The organism is Billgrantia zhangzhouensis (assembly GCF_021404465.1).
Lineage (GTDB): Bacteria > Pseudomonadota > Gammaproteobacteria > Pseudomonadales > Halomonadaceae > Halomonas > Halomonas zhangzhouensis.
Window position 1 is genome coordinate 95978 of sequence record NZ_JABFTT010000007.1, and the last position, 19396, is coordinate 115373.

The following is a 19396-nucleotide window of genomic DNA, read 5'->3' on the forward strand; positions in this document are numbered from 1 at the left end:
TCGGCTAGTTCTCTCCTGCAGCCCCGGCCATCGGCCGGGGCTGCTGCGTTTGGGGGGGAGTGTCAAGGTGCCAGCAATACCAGCGGTGAGCCATCGGCTTGACGGCAGGCTACCAGCTCGGCCTCGAAGACCCGGGCCAGGGTGCGGCCGTCGAGCACTTCGTGCGGTGCGCCTGCGGCAATGCGGCGCCCGCGCTCCAGCAACCAGACGCGATGGGCATAGCGTGCCGCCAGATTGAGATCGTGCAGCACGCAGGCAATGGCCAGCCGATGTTCCTGTGCCAGGCGACGCAACAAGCGCATCAGGCGCTGCTGCTGGCCGATGTCCAGGGCGCTGGTGGGTTCATCGAGCAGCAGCACGCGGCCCGGTGAATCCTCTGTGCTGTGCCCCAGACCCAGTTGGCACAGTGCCCGTGCGATCATCACCCGCTGGGCTTCGCCCCCGGAGAGGCCCAGGGCGCCACGCTCGGCGAACGCCTGGAGATCGAGCAAGTCCAGCGCCTCATCGACATCGGCCGGCGAGGCCTCGCTACCCAGCGCCACCAGCTCACGCACCGGCCAGTCGAAGCCCAAGGTTAGCGTCTGCGCCACCAGGGCGCGGCGTCGGGCCAGTGCGGCAGAATCCCAGCGATGTAGTGGCGTGCCGTCCAGGCAGACGCTGCCCTCATCCGGGCGGCGATAGCCCGACAGCAGCGACAACAAGGTGCTCTTGCCGGCCCCGTTGGGGCCGACGATGGCAAGTAATTCTCCCGGGATGAGGCAGTCGCTGAACGGCGTGAGCGCTGGCGCCTTGGCAAAACCGGCGTCGGCCAGGGTCAGCATGGGACTCTCCGCTTGAGCAATAGCCACAGGAAGTAGGGTCCACCGAGCAGGCTGGTGAGCAGTCCCACCGGGATCTCGGCCGGGCTCGCCAAGGTACGCGCCAGAGTATCCGCCACGATCAGCAGCAAGGCACCGCCTAGCATCGAAGCGGGCAGCAGCAACCGGTGCCCTGGCCCCAGCCACAGGCGCAGGCAGTGGGGTACCAGCAGGCCGAGAAAGCCGATGATGCCCGCCAGTGCCACGCATAGCCCCACGCCCAGCGCCGTGGCCAGTACCACGCGGCGCTTGAGGCGTGGCGCGTCGAGTCCGGCAGCGTGGGCGGTCAGCTCGCCGAGCTGCAGCAGATCGAGCCCACGAGCGCAGCGCAGCAGCCACCATAATGCCGGCGGAATGCCAATCAGCGCGCCCAGGGTGGCGCTCCACAGCGCATGGGAGAGGCTACCCATGCCCCACAGGCTGAGCTGGCGCAACTGCTCGTCGCTGGCGATGAAGGCCATCACGCCACCCATGGCGCCTGCCAGGGTATTGATCGCCAGGCCCGCCAGCAGCAGGGTGAAAAGGGCCTCCTGGCCTTGCTGACGCTGGCCTAGGGCGAACACCAGCACGCATACGCCCAAGGCACCGAGGAACCCGGCCAGGAATTGACCATAAAGTCCATAGCTGCCGGCGGCGCCATCCAGCAGCACGATCCACAGCGCCACGGCGAGCCCTGCGCCGCTGGCCAGGCCCAGCAGGGTGGGGTCGGCCAGCGGGTTGCGAAACAGCCCCTGCATGGCTGCGCCGCTGCCGGCCAGCATGGCGCCGACCAGGGCTGCCAGGAGCAGACGCGGTAGACGCAGTTGCCACCACACCTTCCAGGCCAACGGGGTGGGCCACTCGCCGAGCAGTACCCTGGGTGAGAGCCCGGCGCTGCCGCTCATGGCCGCCACCAGCAGCGCCCCCAGCACGGCCAGGCTCAGGATGAGAAGCACCCGAGCGGGCGGAAAGACCCCGCCGTGCCGGCCTGATGCTGCGGCGATTCGCCGTTGAGGGAGGGCGGCGGCACGGCTCATGATGTTACCCTCCAGCAGTCCCCCTCGTGGGCGGCATCCGTGACAGCGGAACGCAACGCCAAATGCAGGGCCTTCAACGTGGCGGGCGTGCGCGGGCCGAAACCGAGCAGCGCCTGGTCGTCGCATACGACCAGGTTGCGCTCGTGTCCTGCCGGCGTCATGGCCAAGCCAGGCAACTGCCACAGCCGTGCCTCGCCGCCGATGCCCTCGAGCCCGCTGCGGGTGGCGATCACCACCTCTGGGGCTACATCCACCAGGGCTTCCGCGCTCACCGCCTTGTAGCCGTTGAAGCTGGCGAAGGCATTGCGTGCCCCGGCTGCCTCGATAACGGCTTGACCGGCGGTGCCGCGCCCCGCTGCCATGGGCGTCATGCCGCTATGGCTGAGCAGGAACATGGCGCTCGGCCCGGGCCCTTGTGTCGTCTGGCGCTGCGCCTCGAGCGTGGCGAATTCCGCCTCGATCTCGCTCACCAAGGTATCGCCAGCGTCATCGCGACCGATGGCACTGGCCACCGCCCGGACCTTGGCAGGTAGTGCTGCAAGGTTCGCGCCTTGCTCGATGCGCACCACTTCGACACCGACGGCCTCGAGTTGGGCCAGCACTTCCCGCGGGCCGGCGGCGGCACCAACGATCAGCCGCTCGGGGGCAAGCGAGAGAATGCCCTCCGCCGCCAGTTGCCGCAGGTAGCCCACCGAAGGCAGAGCAGCGACGCGCTCCGGATACTGACTGGTGTCGTCACGTCCCACCACTCCTTCGAGCGCATCGAGCGCGGCAAGGATCTCGGCTACGTCGCTGCCGATTACCACGGTGCGTGGCGGTGCGGCAGAAGCCTGCATGTGCACCATCAGCATGGCCAGGCTGGCCAGCCAGGGCAGCCAGGAAGGGAGTCTCATGCTGCGGCCTCTCGGGCGTCGAGTTCGTCCAACAGCTGACGCCATTCGCTCCGCTCGGGCTGGCCCTCGCGGCGTTCGGCGAAGATCTGCAGCACCAGCCCGCCCTGGGCATCGAACGCTTCCAGGCTGGTGACGCCACCGTCGCGATTGGGCTTGTGTACCTGCCACACGCGGGCGATGTTGGCGTCGTCCAGGTGCAGAGTGAAATCTTCGCTGAACAGGTTGAGCCAGCCGCGCATGCGCTGTGGTGCGGGAATTCGTCCGGTGCGGATCTGCACGCAACCGGGGCTGGCGACGAACAGCATCAACGGCAGGTGGTTTGCCGCGGCATTGGACAGCGCTCGTCCACAAGCCTCGGGCCGCAGGGCTCGGGTGAAGCGTCCTTCCATCAGCGTGTTGGCTTCGTGACGGCGCAGCTCGTAGCGGCGCAGCAGGCCCAGGAACTGATGCACGTCGCTCATGCGCGCCCATTCGTCGGCGAGTGTGGGAGGCAGTGGCAGTGGCAGTGGCCGCGGCTGCGGCTGCGGTTCGACGAACTGAGTGAAGGCCGGCGTATCGGAGGTGCCCAGCGCTTCCAGCTCTTGCCATGCCGGAGATGCTTCTTTCGCCACAGAGAATACCTTGTGCAGAGCGATGCCATGGCGGTTGAAGACTTGCAGGCTCAGGCGCTCCGTGCTATCGCCGCCCGCTCTTGGCAGGCTATCTTGAATCAGGCAGGCCCAGTGCCACTGGGCAAGGTGCAGGCGCAGGTCGAGGCCGCCAGGGGCGAGCAGCAGGCCGGCCTGCTCCGAGCCGCGCAGTACGGGGTATTGCCCGTGCTGCTCAAGCACGGCGTGGCGTGAGCGGGTCAATGCCTTGACCTCGCCCAATTGGTGAAATCGCGATGCCAGTGCATGGGGCGACAGCGGCAGGGTGACTACGTCGCGGCCGAGACGGGCGGCCTGCAGCTCGCCCTCGCTGATTTCCAGGCGACGGGCGATCTCCAATGCCGGCAGGTGAGGGGAAGCGGCACGGGCAGCGCCCAGGGCTTCGAGAATGGCTTGACGGGTCTGGGTCGTTGCGTTCATTGATGTCTCCTTGTCACCACTGCAGGCTGACGTTGGCAAGCAGGCTGCGACCATCGCCGAGGCTGCCGTCGGGGCGGTACCACTCCTTGTCGGCGACGTTGCGCAGCTTGAGCGAGGCGGAAAGCTGCGGCGAGAGTTGCCAGGCGAGCTGCACGTCGTGCAGGCCGTAGCCGGGTAGCGCCTCGTCCTCGCCCCGTTTGTCGAAAGAACGGGCAAAGCGGCCGCGCCAGCCCAGGGTCAGGTCGGGGCCGACGAGGCGGTAATCGAGGCCGGTAAGCGCTTCCAGCGGGGTCAAACTGCCCAGCGGTTCGCCGCTGTCGCGGTCGTGTCCGCTGACTTCCGCCAGGCCCAGGAAGGCCGTGACAGGCGCGCCAGCAGGCGACCAGTCGAGGCGGGCATCAAAGCCCCACAGCTGTGCGCGACTGACGTTGACCGCCCGCGTGGTGCCGGCGAAGAGGTCGACTTCGGTATCGATGAAATCCTCGGCGCGGGTATCGAAGTAGCTGGCGCGCAGACCCCAGTCGCCGAAGCGCCAGGCCAGGCCGCTTTCCCAGCTCTTGCTGGTTTCCGGCTTCAAGTCGGGATTGGGCACCCAGAAGTTATCGGGCACGCAAACGAAGGGGCTCATGCAGAAGCCGCCGAAGTGGCGCTCGTCGGCATAGAGTTCGGAGAGGGTGGGAGCGCGGAAGGCCTCGGCATAACCGGTGTAGAGCATCAGATTGCCGCTGGGGCGCCAGGCCAAGCGCAGACGCGGAGAGAGGCGGCTTCTGTCGCTCTCGCGGCCTTGGCTGTCCTCGGCGCGGTAGCTGTCGTGACGGGCGCCGAGGCCGAGGTCGAACTCGCCGGCACCGCCCTGTTCGAGATAGCGGCCGACGGTGAGGGTATCGTCGAGATAGAGCGCGACATTGTCGATGTCCGCCTTGGGGAAGCCCGATGCCGTGCCGTCCGGGCGCTGAGTGGCTCGGCTTGCCTCGGCGCCGAAGGCCAGCGTCTGCGACAGCCAGCCGTGCTCCAGGCGATGGTAGCCGTCGCTCTGCATGCCCAGGCGCTCCAGGGTGCGCTCCGCCGCAGTCTCTGCGATATCCTGGCGGCTCAAGGTCAGTCGGGTGTCGACTTGCGTGGTCGAGGCCGGTGTCCAGCGATGCCCCAGTTGCAGGTTGTCGCTGGTGGTGTCGCGGTCGCGCAGGCTGCCTTCGACCACCAACTGTTGAGGGTTGGGTGGCTGGGTGGCGTCTTCGGCGTAGTGCTGCCAACTGGCGAACAGGCGATGATCGTCGCCGAGCTGCCAGCCGCCCTTGGCCAGCAGGCTGTTGAGGCTGGCATCCTCCGGCGTGGTCTGGCCGCCGGCGCGGCGGATGTCGCCAGATTCGCTGCGGCCCAGGGCCAGCAGGCCATCAAGGCTGCTGCCGTCGGCCAGGAGGTGCTTGCCGAACAGGCTCAACGTGGCACCGAGTTCGTCGCTGGCGGTGGCGCCGCGCAGCGAGAGCCGGGCGCCGCGGCTTTCACCGGGACGCAGCAGATCTTCGGCATCCACCGTTTCGAAGCTGATCACCCCGCCCATGGCGTTGCTGCCGTAGAGACTCGACAGGGCACCGCGGGCGATCTGTACTTCGCGCAGTAGTGCCGGATCGAGGAAGAAGTTGCCGAGGTGGCCGGTGTTGATGTCCTGGCGCACGCCGTCGAGGCGTACCAGTACGCCGTTCTTGTCGAAACCGCGCAGGCTCAGGGTCTGCCCGTTGCGTCGCCCCTGGCCGGCAACATGCAGGCCGGGCTGGTCGGCGAGAATGTCTTCGATACGCGAGGCGGTGCCAAGCGTGGGGTCGTACCGGTCGATCACGTCGACGATCAGCGGGGCGAAGAATGTGTCGGTGGGGGTGCGTGTGCCGGTGACGACCAATGGCGCCAACTCAGGTGTTGCGGTGGGCGGGTCGGCAGGCGTCTGGGCCAGGCCCAGCGGTGACACCAGGAGTAGCGCCAGGGCGCCGGTATGGTTCGTAGCTCGCTTCATGTTCCTGAAATCCCTTGTCGTATCAGGCGATGAGCGGCTGGCTGGGTGGCGTGGGCTACCTGGCTGGCGTTCTTTTCGTCGAAGTTATGAGATCGGTCGTCGGGTTATGAGGTCAGTATCAGTTTGCCGTTACGCGTTTCGCGCAATTGGTAACGCTTGCCGCGGTGCTCGATGATCAACTGGCCCTGTTCGTCGAGCAGCGCGCTGCTTTCGACGATGCCGGGCTTGCCCGGGCGCTCCTGCGGCGTGGCGGCCTGCGCGTGCGTCATGGTCGGGTCAGGGGAGGTTGCGCACATGGTGGTTGGCCTGGATGGTTGGCTGTTTCAAACGCGAATAATTATTGTTTTTGTAATGGCTGGCGTCAAGAGCCAACGCGACAGCATGAACCCGAAACGGGTACGCTACGTCCAATCCATGTCGCTTGAATGAGATGTCGTACGCCATGATCGTCGTTGTCATTGCCCTGCTGCTGGCCATCTTTGTGTTGCCTAATGCCTGGGCCAAGTGGGTATTGTCGCGTCATTCCCGCGGGCGCGACGACTATCCCGGTACCGGCGCCGAACTGGCCGATCATCTGCTGCGCCGCCTGGGCATTGAAGGGGTCAAGGTGGAGATGACCGAGCAGGGCGATCATTACGACCCGGAGACCCGCCGGGTGCGGCTCTCCCGCGAGCACTACGAAGGACGCTCGCTGACAGCGGTCACCGTGGCCGCCCACGAGGTAGGCCACGCCATCCAGCACCATGAGGGATATGCCCCGCTGATCGCCAGGGCGCGCATGGTGGGCGTGGCGCAGCGGGCCGAGAAGATCGGCGCGCTGTTGATGATGGCCGCCCCCTTCCTGTTCGTCCTGACCCGCCTGCCCGGGGGGCTGGCCATCGTGATTGCAGCAGCGGTGATCAGCTTCGGCACCGCGGCATTGGTGCACCTGGTGACCCTGCCGGTGGAGTTCGACGCCAGCTTCAACCGCGCCCTGCCGCTGCTGCGCGAATACGTGCCTCCCTACGACATGCCCGGCGCCCGCCATGTGTTGACCGCCTGCGCCTTCACCTATGTTGCCGCCTCCCTGGCGAGTGTGTTGAACCTGGGGCGCTGGCTGGTCATCCTCAGACGCTGACCCTTCCAAACCTTGAGCGTAAGCGGGAGCGGTTTCTAGAGTTCTGGGCTGTGCAAGCACCTGCGTCGCCAGGACGGGCGGGGCAAGGTGGTGGTGTGGGCTCACAACCACTTCAAGGCTTCGGTGGCCGATCAGTTCGACGCCGTTTTCCATCTCGACGAGACCCGCGCCGTGGAACCGTTCGACAAGGGTGAGCTGTGGCGGCCCGAGGAGGTGCCGGATACCTATCCGTTTGGCATCTAATCGGGCCGGTTGGCTAGGACCACCGCCCGCCGCGGCGCGGGATAGCCTTCGCGGGTGCGCGTGGGGTCGGCCGGGTCGAGGAAGTCGGCCAGCGACTGGAAGGTCATCCACTCGGTTGAGCGCTGCTCCTCCAGGGACGTGAACGCTTCGTCCACCACCCGCACGTTGGAGAAGCCGCAGCGCTCGAGCCACTGGCACAACGCCGCGGAAGAGGGCAGGAAGTAGACGTTGGGCATGGCGGCGTAGCGCTCGCCGGGCAGCAGCACCGTGGTCTCGTCACCCTCCACCACCAGCGTCTCGAGTATCAACTCGCCGCCGGGGCGCAGGGCATCCTTTAGCTGCAGCAGATGCTCCAGCGGAGAAGGGCGGTGGTAGAGCACGCCCATGGAGAACACCGTGTCGAAGAAATCGAGCCGCTCGGGCAAGTCCTCGATGCCCACCGGCAGGAAGTGGGTGCGCCCGCCGTCGGCATCGCCAACGAAGTGACGCAGCGCCTGGAATTGGTAATAGAAGCGTGGTGAGGGGTCGATTACCAGCACGAAGGCGGCACCGGCACCAGCCATGCGCCAGGCGTGGTAGCCGCTGCCGCCGCCCACGTCGAGCACCCGCCTACCGGTCAGCGGGGTCAAGTGGGGAGCGACTCGCTGCCACTTCCAGTCGGAGCGCCACTCGGTGTCGATATGAATGTCGGCGAGCCGGTAGGGGCCCTTGCGCCACGGCGCGAGCTTCCTCAGCAGGTTCTCGCACTGGCGGCGCCGGCTGTCGTCGAGGACGCAATCCACCGTCACGGTATCGACGTCCAACTGGACGTCGCGTGCCTCGGGCAGGGCGGGCAGCTTGGCTACCGCCTTCTCCCAGGCCGGCAGGTCGCCGTAGCGCTTGCGGTTGAGCCCGCGGGCCAACTGCTCCGGCAGACGGGCCAGCCAGCTATCCAGCCCTTGGTCGATAAAAGCACGGTAAAGAGGGCGCTGTTCAGGAGGAATCGCCACTTCAGGTCTCCTTGAGCGCGATCAGCGAGGCGAAGTTGAGGTACTGGAACCAGGTCAGCGAGCGCGAAAAGCCGGCCCGGGCCAGGCGTGCATGGTGGGCATCCAGGGTGTCCGGTACCAGCACGTTCTCCAGCGCCGTGCGCTTCTGGCTGATTTCAAGCTCGCTGTAGCCATTGGCGCGCTTGAAGTCGTGGTAGCGCTCCACCCGCCAGGCGTTGTCGCGCTCGTCGGGGTCGATCACCTTCTCCGAGAGCACCAGCACGCCGCCCGGTTCCAGTGCGGCGTATAGGCGTGCCAGCAGCGATTCGCGGTCCTCGGGGGGCAGAAACTGCAGGGTAAAGTTGAGAATCACCATGCCCGAGGGCTGGTAGTCGAGGGAGCGAATGTCCCCCTCCATGACCTCGATGGCGTGCTGGGGACACTCGGTTGCCAGTGTCTCGCGGGCGCGGGCGACCATGGCTGGTGAGATGTCCACCGCAGTGAGACGAAAAGCGTCAGGCGGCAGCTGGCCGGCCAGGGCCAGGCTGGCGGCCCCCAGCGAACACCCCAGGTCGTAGACATGGGCGCCGTGGCGCAGGTGGCGCCCGGCGATCAGCCCCAACATTCCCAGTATCTGGCCGTAGCCGGGTACCGAGCGGCGAATCATGTCGGGGAAGCAGGCTACGACGTGTTCGTCGAAGGAGAAGCGCGCCACCCGGTCCAGGGGTGTGGAAAAGATCGCGTCGCGATAAGATGCGTCACTCATGAGCAGGCCGGTAACGTGGAACAGGTCGGTATTCTACGCCTGCTGCCGGCTGGCTGCACGGTCGCTGTGCTCTGCCGGCATAGAGAGCGCCCGTGAGGCGCGGGCCTATGGATTTACAGGCGGATACAAGGCTAGCCTGTGGGCGAAGGACGTTTGCCCGACTTTCCTTGTGGGGACCGTCAACGAATGATGGCTCCCGCATGACGTCAAGGAGGATCGCTATGAATCATGTCCCCATCGACCAGACCGGTGCCTGGCAACGGCTGAAAGAACATGCCGAGGAGGTGCGCCCTACCCACCTGCGCGAACTGTTCGCCGATCAGGCGCGCGGCCGCGCCTTCACGCGGCGGGCAGCGGGGCTGACCCTCGACCTGTCGAAGCAGCGCTGGAATGACACCACGCTCGAGCGACTGCTCGACCTGGCTCGCGAGGCCGAGGTGTCGCAGCGAATCCAGGCGCTGCTGCGTGGCGAGCACGTCAACGTCAGCGAGGATCGACCGGCGCTGCACACGGCGCTGCGCCTGCCCGCAGACGCCTCGCTGGTCGTCGATGGCGAGGATGTGGTGCCCGGTGTACATGCCACCCTGGACCGCATGGCCACCATGGTCGAGCGATTCCACTCCCGGCAGTGGCGCGGTGCCACAGGAAGGCCGATTCATGACGTGGTCAATCTGGGCGTGGGGGGCTCCGACCTCGGCCCGCTGATGGTGACCCATGCGCTGGCCGACTTTCGGCCCACCGATGCGCACCACGTCGAGGTGCACTTCGCCTCGACCATGGATGGCTCCCAGCTTGCCGACTATCTCAAGCGTTTCAATCCCGAGACCACGCTGTTCGTGATCTCATCGAAGTCCTTCACCACCATCGACACCCTGTCCAACGCGCGTACCGCCCGCGACTGGCTGATGGCGCGCCTGGTCGAGGACGGCATCCAGGGTGTCGACGAAGAAATGGTGATGCGCCAGCACTTCATCGGAGTTTCGGCCAAGCCCGACAAGATGAGCGAGTGGGGCATCGCCGAGACCAACCAACTGTTGTTCTGGGAGTGGGTCGGTGGTCGCTATTCGCTATGGGGAGCCATTGGCCTGCCCATAGCGCTGGTGATCGGCATGGCCAACTTTCGCGAACTGCTGGCCGGCGCCCACGCCATGGACGAGCACTTCGCCCAGGCGCCCCTAGCCGACAACTTGCCGGTGCTGCTGGCTCTGGCGGGTATCTGGAACGTCAATTTTCTCGACATCCGCGCCCACTCGATCCTGCCCTACGACGGCCGCCTGGAACATTTCGCCGCCTACCTCGAGCAGCTCGAGATGGAGTCCAACGGCAAGTCGGCGACCCATGACGGCCGCCAGGTAAATTATGCCACCTGTCCGGTGCTATGGGGCCAGCTCGGTCCCAACGCCCAGCACGCCTTCTATCAGCTGCTGCATCAGGGCACCCAACCGGTGGTTTGCGACTTCATTGCCCCGCTCAAGCGCTACGACGATGTCGAGGACGCGGCGACCCGCGATCACCTCATGGCCCAACACCGCCTGACCTTGGCCAACTGTTTTGCCCAGTCGCGTCTGCTGATGCTGGGTGACGATGCCATCGATGAGCAGGGCGAGCGTCCCGGGCACAAGCGCTATCGCGGTAATCAGCCCTCCACTACGCTGCTGCTTGACCGTCTGACACCGGCTACCTTGGGGGCGCTGATCGCACTCTATGAGCATAAGGTGTTCATCCAGGCCACTATCTGGGGGATCAACTCCTTCGACCAGTGGGGCGTCGAGCTGGGCAAGCAGATCGCCGGCGAAACCGAGTGTATCCTGGCCGAGCGGCAGGGGCACGAGAAAATGGATGCCTCCACCCGGGCGCTGGTCGAGGCGGTATGGAGTGCTGAACGGGAGAACGAACGTTGAAGCAAGCGAGTAGCGAACGATAGGGAAGGGCTGGCAATGTATACAGTTCGTTCGGTATGCTGAGTGCGTCATTGGCTCCGCTGCCCGCCAGCGGCCTGCTGTACCTGCATGGCTTCAATAGTGGCTATGGTTCGCCCAAGGCAGCGCTGATGCGGGCCGCCTGTGCGAAGGTGGCGCTGCCCTGCGAGACGCCCCAGTTGCCGCATCGTCCTGCGGCCGCGCTGAAGATGGCCGAAGCGTTGCTGAAGGCGTTGGGGCCGCGTCCGCTGCTGGTCGGTAGCTCCATGGGGGGCTTTCTGGTCACTTGCCTGGCCGAACGCCGTGGGCTCCCGGCGGTACTGGTCAACCCCGCGGTGCGGCCGGCGCGGCTGGTGGAAGAGTGGGTAGGCGAGGTCTTCGTCAACGAGCATACCGGCGAGCGTTTCGTCATCGAGACGGCCCATCGCGAGGAACTGGTCGAACTGACGCCGCAGCGCGTGTGCCCCGAGCGCTACCTGCTGCTGCTGGGAACCGCCGACGAGACGCTCGATCCGGCGGATGCCTTCGCGCTCTACCGCGGCGCCCGGACCATCCTGCATCCCGGCGGCGATCATGTGTTCGGCATGCTGGAGAGCTACCTGCCGGCCGTGCTCGCCCATGGTGGACATTACCTGCCACCAGGGCGCGTGGTGACCGAAGTGCTGGAGCAATGACGCGGCCGGGCTTTCAGGGAAGGGGCAGGAAACCTGCAGGGAGCGCAATCGAATTCGTAATGGCTTTGGGATACGCATGACACAGTACAGTGCCAGCTCAATCGAAGTACTCTCCGGTCTCGATCCGGTGCGCAAGCGCCCCGGCATGTACACCGACACCACCCGCCCCAACCACCTGGCCCAGGAAGTCATCGACAACAGCGTCGACGAGGCGCTGGCCGGCCATGCCCGGGAAGTCACCGTGCGCCTGCTGGAGGACGGCGGTATCGAAGTGGCCGACGACGGCCGCGGCATGCCCATCGACATCCATCCCGAGCACGGCGTCTCCGGGATCGAGCTGATCCTCACCCGGCTGCATGCCGGCGGCAAGTTCTCTCAGTCCAGCTATCGCTTCTCCGGCGGTCTGCACGGCGTCGGGGTGTCGGTGGTGAACGCCCTGTCGCGGCGCCTGGAGGTCGAGGTGATGCGCGACGGCGCCCGCCACGCCATGGCCTTCGAGCATGGCGACAAGGTCTCGGAGCTGGCCGAGATCGGCAGCGTGGCCAAGCGCACCACCGGCACCCTGGTGCGCTTCTGGCCCGACGAGTCCTACTTCGACAGCCCCCGGCTTGCCATGGGCCGGCTCAAGCACCTGTTGCGGGCCAAGGCGGTGCTGTGCCCGGGGCTCAAGGTCACCCTGGTGGAAACCGACGGCGCCGAGAGCGTGTGGCAGTACGAGGACGGCCTGCGCGACTACCTGGCCCAGGCCACCGATGGCTTCGAGGTGCTACCGGCCTCGCCGTTGGTGGGCCACTTCGCCGATGACGAGCAGGCGGTGGACTGGGCGGTGCAGTGGCTCCCCGAAGGCGGCGAGACGCTGATGGAGAGCTACGTCAACCTGATCCCTACCCCACAGGGCGGTACCCACGTCAACGGGCTGCGCTCGGGGCTGCTCGAGGCGCTGCGCGAATTCTGCGAATACCGCAACCTGCTGCCGCGGGGCGTCAAGCTCACCGCGGAGGACCTGTGGGAGCGTGTCGCCTACGTGCTCTCGGTGAAGATGCTCGACCCGCAGTTCGCCGGCCAGACCAAGGAGCGCCTCTCCTCGCGCACGGTGGCGGCATTCGTCTCCAGCGTGGTGAAGGACGCCTTCTCGCTGTGGCTCAACCATCACGTCGACCAGGCCGAGGCGCTGGCCGAGCTGGTCATCAGCGCTGCCCAGCGGCGCCAGAAGAGCGCCAAGAAAGTGGCGCGCAAGAAGGTCACCGCTGGCCCCGCGTTGCCGGGCAAGCTGGCCGACTGCTCCGGCCAGGACCCAGCCCAGGGCGAGCTGTTCCTGGTCGAGGGCGATTCGGCCGGCGGCAGCGCCAAGCAGGCGCGCAACCGTGAGACCCAGGCGATCCTGCCGCTGCGCGGCAAGATCCTCAACACCTGGGAGGTCGACAGTCACGATATCTATGGCTCCCAGGAGGTCCATGACATCGCCGTGGCGGTGGGCATGGACCCGGGCAGCGATGACCTGACCCAACTGCGCTACCACAAGATCTGTATCCTCGCCGACGCCGACTCCGACGGCCTGCACATCGCCACGCTGCTGTGCGCGCTGTTCGTGCGCCACTTCCCGGCGCTGGTGGATGCCGGTCATGTCTACGTCGCCATGCCGCCGCTCTACCGCATCGACCTGGGCAAGGAGGTGCACTACGCCCTCGACGAGAGCGAGAAAGCGGCGATCCTGCGCCGCCTCGAGGGCAAGCGCGGCACGCCCAACGTGCAGCGCTTCAAGGGCCTGGGCGAAATGAGCCCGCTGCAACTGCGCGAGACCACCATGGCGGTGGAGACCCGACGCCTGGTGCAGCTTACCCGCGAGGTCGGCGACGGCACCATGGAGATGATGGACATGCTGCTGGCCAAGAAGCGCGCCGCCGACCGCAAGAGCTGGCTCGAAGATTATGGCAACCTCGCAGACATAGAGGTCTGATCCCCTTATGACCATGGATATCCAGGTGGCGGAGGGCGACGTAGAGCGCCTCTCGCTGCGCGAATACACCGAGAAGGCGTACCTCGACTACTCGATGTACGTCATCCTCGACCGGGCGCTGCCCCACATCGGCGATGGCATGAAGCCGGTGCAGCGGCGTATCGTCTACGCCATGCGCGAGCTGGCGCTGAACGCCAGCGCCAAATACAAGAAATCGGCGCGCACCGTCGGCGACGTGCTGGGCAAGTTCCATCCTCACGGCGACAGTGCCTGCTATGAGGCGATGGTGCTGATGGCCCAGCCGTTCAGCTACCGTTACCCGCTGGTGGACGGCCAGGGCAACTGGGGTAGCCCCGACGATCCCAAGTCGTTCGCGGCGATGCGCTACACCGAGTCGCGGCTCTCCAAGTTCGCCGAAGTGCTGCTCGCCGAGCTGGGCCAGGGCACCGTCGACTGGACCCCCAACTTCGACGGCACCATGAACGAGCCGGTGGTGCTGCCGGCGCGCCTGCCCCACGTGCTGCTCAACGGCGGCACCGGCATCGCCGTGGGCATGGCCACCGACATTCCGCCGCACAACGTGAACGAAGTGGTCGAGGCTACCTGCCACCTGCTGCGCCATCCCGAGGCCACCACCGCCGACCTGATGCAGCACCTGCCGGCGCCGGACTTCCCCACCGCGGCAGAGATCATCACTTCCCGCGACGACCTGCACAAGCTCTACGAGAGCGGTCGCGGCTCGGTGAAGTTGCGTGCGCGCTACACCATGGAGGAGGGCAAGGTGGTAGTTACCGCGCTGCCCTACCAGGTCAGTGGCTCCAAGGTACTCGAGCAGATCGCCGCCCAGATGCAGGCCAAGAAACTACCCATGGTGGACGACCTGCGCGACGAGTCGACCCACGAGGAGCCGACCCGGCTGGTGATCGAGCCGCGCTCCAACCGTGTCGACATCGAGGCGATGATGGCGCACCTGTTCGCCACCACCGATCTCGAGAAGAACATTCGCGTCAATCTCAACGTGATCGGCCTCGACGGCCGGCCGCGGGTGATGCCGCTGCCCGACATGCTCGGCGAATGGCTCGCCTTCCGGCGCAAGACCGTGCGTCGGCGCCTGGAGCATCGTCTGGGCAAGGTCGAGGACCGCCTGCATATCCTCGAAGGCCTGCTGGTCGCCTACCTCAACATCGACGAGGTGATCCGCATCATCCGCGAGGAGGACGAGCCCAAGAGCGCGCTGATGGCCGCCTTTGGCCTCTCCGACCGTCAGGCCGAGGCAATCCTCGAGCTGCGTCTGCGTCACCTGGCCAAGCTCGAGGAGATGAAGATCCGTGGGGAGCAGGATGCGCTCGAAGCCGAGCGCAAGCGCCTCAAGGAACTGCTCGGCAGCGAGGCCAAGCTCACTGACCTGATCGAGGAAGAGCTGCGTGAGGCAGCCCGCGAGCATGGCGACGAGCGTCGTTCGCCCATCGTCGAGCGCGAGGAAGCCAAGGCGCTCTCCGAGGTCGAGCTGATGGGCGCCGATCCCATCACCGTGGTGCTCTCCGAGAAGGGCTGGATTCGTGCTGCCAAGGGCCACGACATCGACCCGGAAGGGCTCTCCTACAAGTCGGGCGACCGCTTCGCCCTGGCCGCCCGCGGCAAGACCAACCAGCCGCTGGTGTTGCTCGACGATACCGGACGCGCCTACACCCTGGCCGCCCATAACCTGCCCAGCGCCCGTAGCCAGGGCGAGCCGGTCACCGGGCGGGTCAACGTGGTTGCCGGCGCCCATATGGCCGGACTGATGCTCGCGCCGCCCGAGAGTCGCTTCCTGCTGGCCAGCGACGGCGGCTACGGCTTCGTGGCCAAGCTCGAGGAGCTGATCGGCAAGAACAAGTCGGGCAAGGCGGTGCTCTCGGTACCCAAGGGCTGCCGGGTCATGGCGCCGGTACGCGTGCCCGAGGGCGAGGACATCTGGGTGGCGGCGGTCTCCAACGAGGGGCGGCTGCTGCTGTTCCCGTTGGAGCAACTGCCCGAGCTGGCCAAGGGCAAGGGCAACAAGATGATCGACATTCCCGGAGCCCGTGCCGCGCGGCGTGAGGAGCTGATGCGCGACATCGCGCTGCTGTCCGCAGGGGCGGGGCTGATCGTGCATGCCGGCAAGCGCCACCTGACCCTCAAGGACGCCGATCTGGACTATTATCGCGGCGAACGCGGTCGACGCGGCAGCAAGCTGCCCCGCGGCTTGCAGAAGGTGGATCGCCTGGAGAGTGGGGAATGACACGACGACTGCTGATTCGCGCCACCGGCGCGGCACGACCCGGCCAGTTGGCCGGCCTGGGCCAGGCCCTGGCGCGCAGCGGCGCACGGCTGCTCGACATCAACCAGAGCGTGACCTTCGGCATGGTCTCGCTGGAAGCGCTGGTCGGGCTCGAGCGCGACAGCGACCTGGAGAGCGCGCTCAACGAGGCGGGCGACAGCCTGGGACTCGACGTGCAGGCGATCCAGGTCAGCGCCGAAGACTACCAGCGCTGGAGCGTGCAGGCCAGCGAGCCGCGGCTGATCCTGACTCTGCTGGCACCGCACCTGCCCGCCGGCATCCTGGCCGAGGTGGGGGCGCTCACCGCCGAGCATGGCCTCACCGTGGAGCTGATCCACCGCCTCTCCGGTCGCGAGGCGCTGGACGGCGGCGTCCCTCCCTTCGGCGCCTGTGTAGAGTGCTGGCTGCGCGGCGAGGAGGTCGATCTCGATATCCTGCGCGAAAAGGCCCTGGCCTTGGGGGCCATGCACGGGGTCGACATTGCCATTCAGGAGGACTCGATCTGGCGTCGCCATCGCCGTCTGGTCTGCTTCGACATGGACTCGACCCTGATCCAGGCCGAGGTGATCGACGAATTGGCTCGTCGCCACGGTGTCTATGAGGACGTTGCTGCGGTCACCGAACGGGCCATGCGCGGCGAGCTCGATTTCCAGCAGAGCTTCCGCGAGCGCATGGCCAAGCTCAAGGGGCTCGACGAATCGGTGCTGGCCGAAATCGCCGAGGAGCTGCCGCTGATGGATGGCGTCGAGCGGCTGATGAAGCACTTGAAGCGCCTGGGCTACCGTACTGCGATTCTCTCCGGCGGCTTCACCTACTTCGCCCGCCACCTGCAGGAGAAGCTCGGCTTCGATGAGATCCACGCCAATGAACTCGTGATCGAGAACGGCAAGGTTACCGGCGAAGTGCGCGAGCCGATCCTCGACGCCAGCCGCAAGGCCGAACTGCTGCACGAGATCGCCGCGCGCGAAGGGCTTGCCATGGAGCAGACCATCGCCGTGGGCGACGGCGCCAACGATCTCAAGATGCTCGCTACTGCCGGGCTTGGCATCGCCTTTCGTGCCAAGCCCCTGGTACGCAGCCAGGCGCGCCAGTCGATCTCGACCCTGGGCATCGATGCCGTGCTCTACCTGATGGGCTACCGTCAAGGGGATCTGGAGGACGACAGTCGGGCGGGTTGATCGGCGGCGCTGGTGAAGCGGTGGGAAGTGGCGTACCTTCGAAGATGACTTGAAGAGCCTGTCTCGAAGGATTTGATCACATCGGAGAACGCCATGGCCCAAGCGCATTTCACCGCCGAGCTGCTGGACGAGCTGAACCTGCTCTGCCTGTACAACCTCGACACCAGCCAGGAGGGCATCAAGGTGCACTCCAATGCCGCGTCGGAAGCGGTCGCTGCCGCCTCGCGGCTGCATGCCAAGGGCCTGGTGACCCAGGCCGACGGCGGCTACCTGACGCCACGCGGGCGCGAGGCCGCCCACTACGCCCAGGAACTCGCCGGGTTGCTGGACCCCGCGGAGTTGACGACATGAGTTCGTTGCCCACCTGAGGCTGCTGGCCAACTGAAACGATATGACGGCGCCCGCCTCCGAGAGGCGGGCGCCGTGCTTTTCCAGTGAGCTGTCAGGGATTGGCTACTGCGTCAGGTATTGAGTACCACGCCACCATTGAGATGCAGCGTCTGGCCACTCATGTAGGAAGACTCCTCGCAGGCCAGGTAGACGTAGGCTGGCCCCATCTCGGCAGGCTGCCCGGCGCGATTCATCGGCACTTGACCGCCGAAGGAGGCGACCTTCTCGGCGTCGAAGCTGGCCGGGATCAGCGGCGTCCACACCGGCCCCGGGGCCACTGAATTGACGCGAATGCCCTTCTCGGCCAGCGGTACCGCCAGCGAGCGTACCAGGCCCTGGATCGCGCCCTTGGTGGCGGTATAGTCGATCAGCGTCGGATTACCCTTGAAGGCATTGATCGACGAGGTGCAGATGATGCTGTCGCCCTCGTGCATGTGGGGCAGGGCTGCCTTGGTCAGATAGAAATGGCTGAAGACATTGGTCTGGAAAGTGCGCTGCAACTGCTCGGGTGGAATGTCGGTGATGTCGTCCCAGTCATACTGCTCGGCGGCGTTGTGCACCACGATGTTGAGCTTGCCGAACTCCTTGAGTGTCCTGTCGACGATCTCGTCGCAGAACGACGGCTCGCCCACGTCGCCCTTGAGTACCAGGCAGCGCCGCCCCTCGGCCTCGACGAGACGCTGGGTGTCGCGGGCATCGGTGTCCTCTTCCAGATGCACGATGACGCAGTCGGCGCCCTCGCGGGCGTAGTGCACTGCCACGGCACGGCCGATGCCGCTGTCGCCGCCGGTGATGATCGCTACCTTGTCCGTGAGCTTGTCGGCGCCGCGGTAGCTCTGGCGAATGTACTCCGGCTGCGGGTCCATCTTGTACTCGGCGCCGGGCTGGTGGGATTGTTCCTGTGGAGGCTGCTTCTCTTCGCTCATGTGCCGGACTCCTTTTCCTTTGCACGTGATGCATTGAAGGTAGGCAGGCCGCGACCGACTGGACAAGGCAGGGAGCGTGAATAAAGGTTTCGCTGTCGTAACGTCTGGTGTTGGCGTTTCCCGCGATAGGGGACGTCCCATCGCTTCTTGCTCGTGCTAACATCACGCCGCCGTCCGCAGGTGGAACATACGGCTGCCGTCAGCGGCTTGGGTTATAGTCACAGCGTGCTTTCGAGAATGTCCATGAGCCCTTCCTTTGGTACCTGGCGCGACCGCTTCGAGCGGCTGCGTGCCAACAAGATCTTCGAACTCACGGTGATCGCCATCATCGTGCTCTCGGCGCTGCTGATCGGTGCCAAGACCTACGAGGAAGAAGTCAGCCCCTTTCAGGAGTGGCTGCTGCTGCTCGACGTGGGCGTGACGGTTTTCTTCCTGGTGGAGATCCTGATCCGCATGGCGGCGGAGAAGCGCCTGCTCGACTTCTTCAAGAAGGGCTGGAACGTCTTCGACTTCCTGATCGTTACCGCCAGCCTGATCCCCATGGAAGACTCGGAAATGGTGCTGTTGGCGCGGCTGCTGCGCATCTTCCGCGTGCTGCGCCTGGTGTCGATGATCCCCGAGCTGCGCATGCTGATCGCGGCACTGTTCAAGTCGATCCCGCGGATGGGATACGTGGCGCTGCTGATGTTCATCATCTTCTACATCTACGCGGCGATCGGCAGCTTCCTGTTCAGTGACGTCGACGAGCGGCTGTGGGGCAACATCTCGCTGGCCATGCTGACGCTGTTCCAGGTCGCCACCTTCGAGAGCTGGGCCACGGCAGTGCTCTACCCCACCATGGAGCACTATCCCTACGCCTGGATCTTCTTTCTCACCTTCATTTTTCTCAACGCCTTCATCTTCCTCAACATGATGATCGGCATCGTGCTCGACGTGATGCAGAAGGAGAGCATCCAGGCCCAGTTGGAGAGTGGCGAGGGGGAGGCTGCCGAGCTGCACGGCCTGCGCGATGACGTGCGTCAGCTGCGCGACCAGCTGTCACGCATGGAGGCGATGCTGGAGCGGCGAGAACGGTAGGGTGTTTCCGCTATGCTCATAGTGTCCGGGCTCGATGAGCG

Annotated in this window: 18 protein-coding genes; 9 read left to right on the plus strand and 9 right to left on the minus strand. The window is 66.0% G+C overall.

The features are described 5' to 3' along the window. Positions 1–62: 62 nt before the first annotated feature. The 6 genes from HOP51_RS10600 to hemP form a co-directional block, all read right to left on the minus strand. Complete coding sequence (locus HOP51_RS10600) at positions 63–821, minus strand: ATP-binding cassette domain-containing protein (RefSeq protein WP_234273879.1); 759 nt, start codon at positions 819–821, stop codon at positions 63–65. Beyond that, positions 815–1873 (minus strand): FecCD family ABC transporter permease, encoded by a 1059-nt coding sequence (locus tag HOP51_RS10605; protein ID WP_234273880.1) that lies wholly within the window; start codon positions 1871–1873, stop codon positions 815–817. The genes HOP51_RS10600 and HOP51_RS10605 overlap by 7 nt, the downstream gene beginning before the upstream one ends. Next, complete coding sequence (locus HOP51_RS10610) at positions 1870–2766, minus strand: heme/hemin ABC transporter substrate-binding protein (RefSeq protein WP_234273881.1); 897 nt, start codon at positions 2764–2766, stop codon at positions 1870–1872. The genes HOP51_RS10605 and HOP51_RS10610 overlap by 4 nt, the downstream gene beginning before the upstream one ends. Continuing rightward, positions 2763–3833, minus strand: a complete 1071-nt coding sequence (locus HOP51_RS10615) for a ChuX/HutX family heme-like substrate-binding protein (protein ID WP_234273882.1) — start codon at positions 3831–3833, stop codon at positions 2763–2765. Before HOP51_RS10615 ends, HOP51_RS10610 begins: the two co-directional genes overlap by 4 nt. A 13-nt stretch (positions 3834–3846) precedes the next feature. Then, a complete protein-coding gene (locus HOP51_RS10620) occupies positions 3847–5841 on the minus strand; it encodes a TonB-dependent receptor domain-containing protein (protein ID WP_234273883.1) in 1995 nt (664 codons plus the stop codon). A 104-nt stretch (positions 5842–5945) separates the two neighbouring features. Next, positions 5946–6110: a hemin uptake protein HemP gene (gene hemP / locus HOP51_RS10625; protein WP_234273884.1), complete on the minus strand. Its 165-nt coding sequence runs from the start codon at positions 6108–6110 to the stop codon at positions 5946–5948. A 173-nt stretch (positions 6111–6283) separates the two neighbouring features. On the opposite strand from hemP, the gene HOP51_RS10630 reads away from it, so the two are divergent. Together HOP51_RS10630 and HOP51_RS10635 are read left to right on the plus strand one after the other, a co-directional pair. Continuing rightward, positions 6284–6958 carry a zinc metallopeptidase gene (locus HOP51_RS10630; RefSeq protein WP_234273885.1) on the plus strand — a complete coding sequence of 225 codons (675 nt, stop codon included), beginning with the start codon at positions 6284–6286 and terminating at the stop codon, positions 6956–6958. 87 nt (positions 6959–7045) lie between these two features. Then, the gene (locus HOP51_RS10635) at positions 7046–7201 is read left to right on the plus strand and encodes a hypothetical protein (protein WP_234273886.1); all 156 of its coding nucleotides are present in this window, start codon (positions 7046–7048) and stop codon (positions 7199–7201) included. On the opposite strand, the gene cmoB is transcribed toward HOP51_RS10635, so the two are convergent. Together cmoB and cmoA are read right to left on the minus strand one after the other, a co-directional pair. Next, a complete protein-coding gene (gene cmoB, locus HOP51_RS10640) occupies positions 7198–8190 on the minus strand; it encodes a tRNA 5-methoxyuridine(34)/uridine 5-oxyacetic acid(34) synthase CmoB (RefSeq protein WP_234273887.1) in 993 nt (330 codons plus the stop codon). The genes HOP51_RS10635 and cmoB overlap by 4 nt on opposite strands. Position 8191: 1 nt before the next feature. After that, complete coding sequence (gene cmoA / locus HOP51_RS10645; RefSeq protein WP_234273888.1) at positions 8192–8935, minus strand: carboxy-S-adenosyl-L-methionine synthase CmoA; 744 nt, start codon at positions 8933–8935, stop codon at positions 8192–8194. A gap of 221 nt (positions 8936–9156) precedes the next feature. Between cmoA and pgi the strand changes: the two genes are divergently transcribed. The 6 genes from pgi (at position 9157) to HOP51_RS10675 (ending at position 17313) form a co-directional block, all read left to right on the plus strand. Then, entirely contained in the window at positions 9157–10836 is a 1680-nt protein-coding gene (gene pgi, locus HOP51_RS10650) for a glucose-6-phosphate isomerase (RefSeq protein WP_234273889.1), read from the plus strand. A 71-nt stretch (positions 10837–10907) separates the two neighbouring features. Next, positions 10908–11528 carry a YqiA/YcfP family alpha/beta fold hydrolase gene (locus tag HOP51_RS10655; protein WP_234273890.1) on the plus strand — a complete coding sequence of 207 codons (621 nt, stop codon included), beginning with the start codon at positions 10908–10910 and terminating at the stop codon, positions 11526–11528. Between the two features lie 76 nt (positions 11529–11604). Further along, on the plus strand, positions 11605–13485 hold the full coding sequence (gene parE / locus HOP51_RS10660) for a DNA topoisomerase IV subunit B (protein ID WP_234273891.1): 1881 nt from the start codon (positions 11605–11607) through the stop codon (positions 13483–13485). A gap of 7 nt (positions 13486–13492) precedes the next feature. Further along, the gene (parC, locus tag HOP51_RS10665) at positions 13493–15745 is read left to right on the plus strand and encodes a DNA topoisomerase IV subunit A (RefSeq protein ID WP_234273892.1); all 2253 of its coding nucleotides are present in this window, start codon (positions 13493–13495) and stop codon (positions 15743–15745) included. Continuing rightward, positions 15742–16962 (plus strand): phosphoserine phosphatase SerB, encoded by a 1221-nt coding sequence (gene serB / locus HOP51_RS10670; protein ID WP_234273893.1) that lies wholly within the window; start codon positions 15742–15744, stop codon positions 16960–16962. Before parC ends, serB begins: the two co-directional genes overlap by 4 nt. Before the next feature lie 93 nt (positions 16963–17055). Next, the gene (locus HOP51_RS10675; protein WP_234273894.1) at positions 17056–17313 is read left to right on the plus strand and encodes a TIGR02647 family protein; all 258 of its coding nucleotides are present in this window, start codon (positions 17056–17058) and stop codon (positions 17311–17313) included. Between the two features lie 110 nt (positions 17314–17423). On the opposite strand, the gene HOP51_RS10680 is transcribed toward HOP51_RS10675, so the two are convergent. After that, positions 17424–18278 (minus strand): SDR family oxidoreductase, encoded by an 855-nt coding sequence (locus HOP51_RS10680; RefSeq protein WP_234273895.1) that lies wholly within the window; start codon positions 18276–18278, stop codon positions 17424–17426. A gap of 243 nt (positions 18279–18521) precedes the next feature. Between HOP51_RS10680 and HOP51_RS10685 the strand changes: the two genes are divergently transcribed. Continuing rightward, a complete protein-coding gene (locus HOP51_RS10685; protein WP_234273896.1) occupies positions 18522–19355 on the plus strand; it encodes an ion transporter in 834 nt (277 codons plus the stop codon). Positions 19356–19396: the final 41 nt, after the last annotated feature.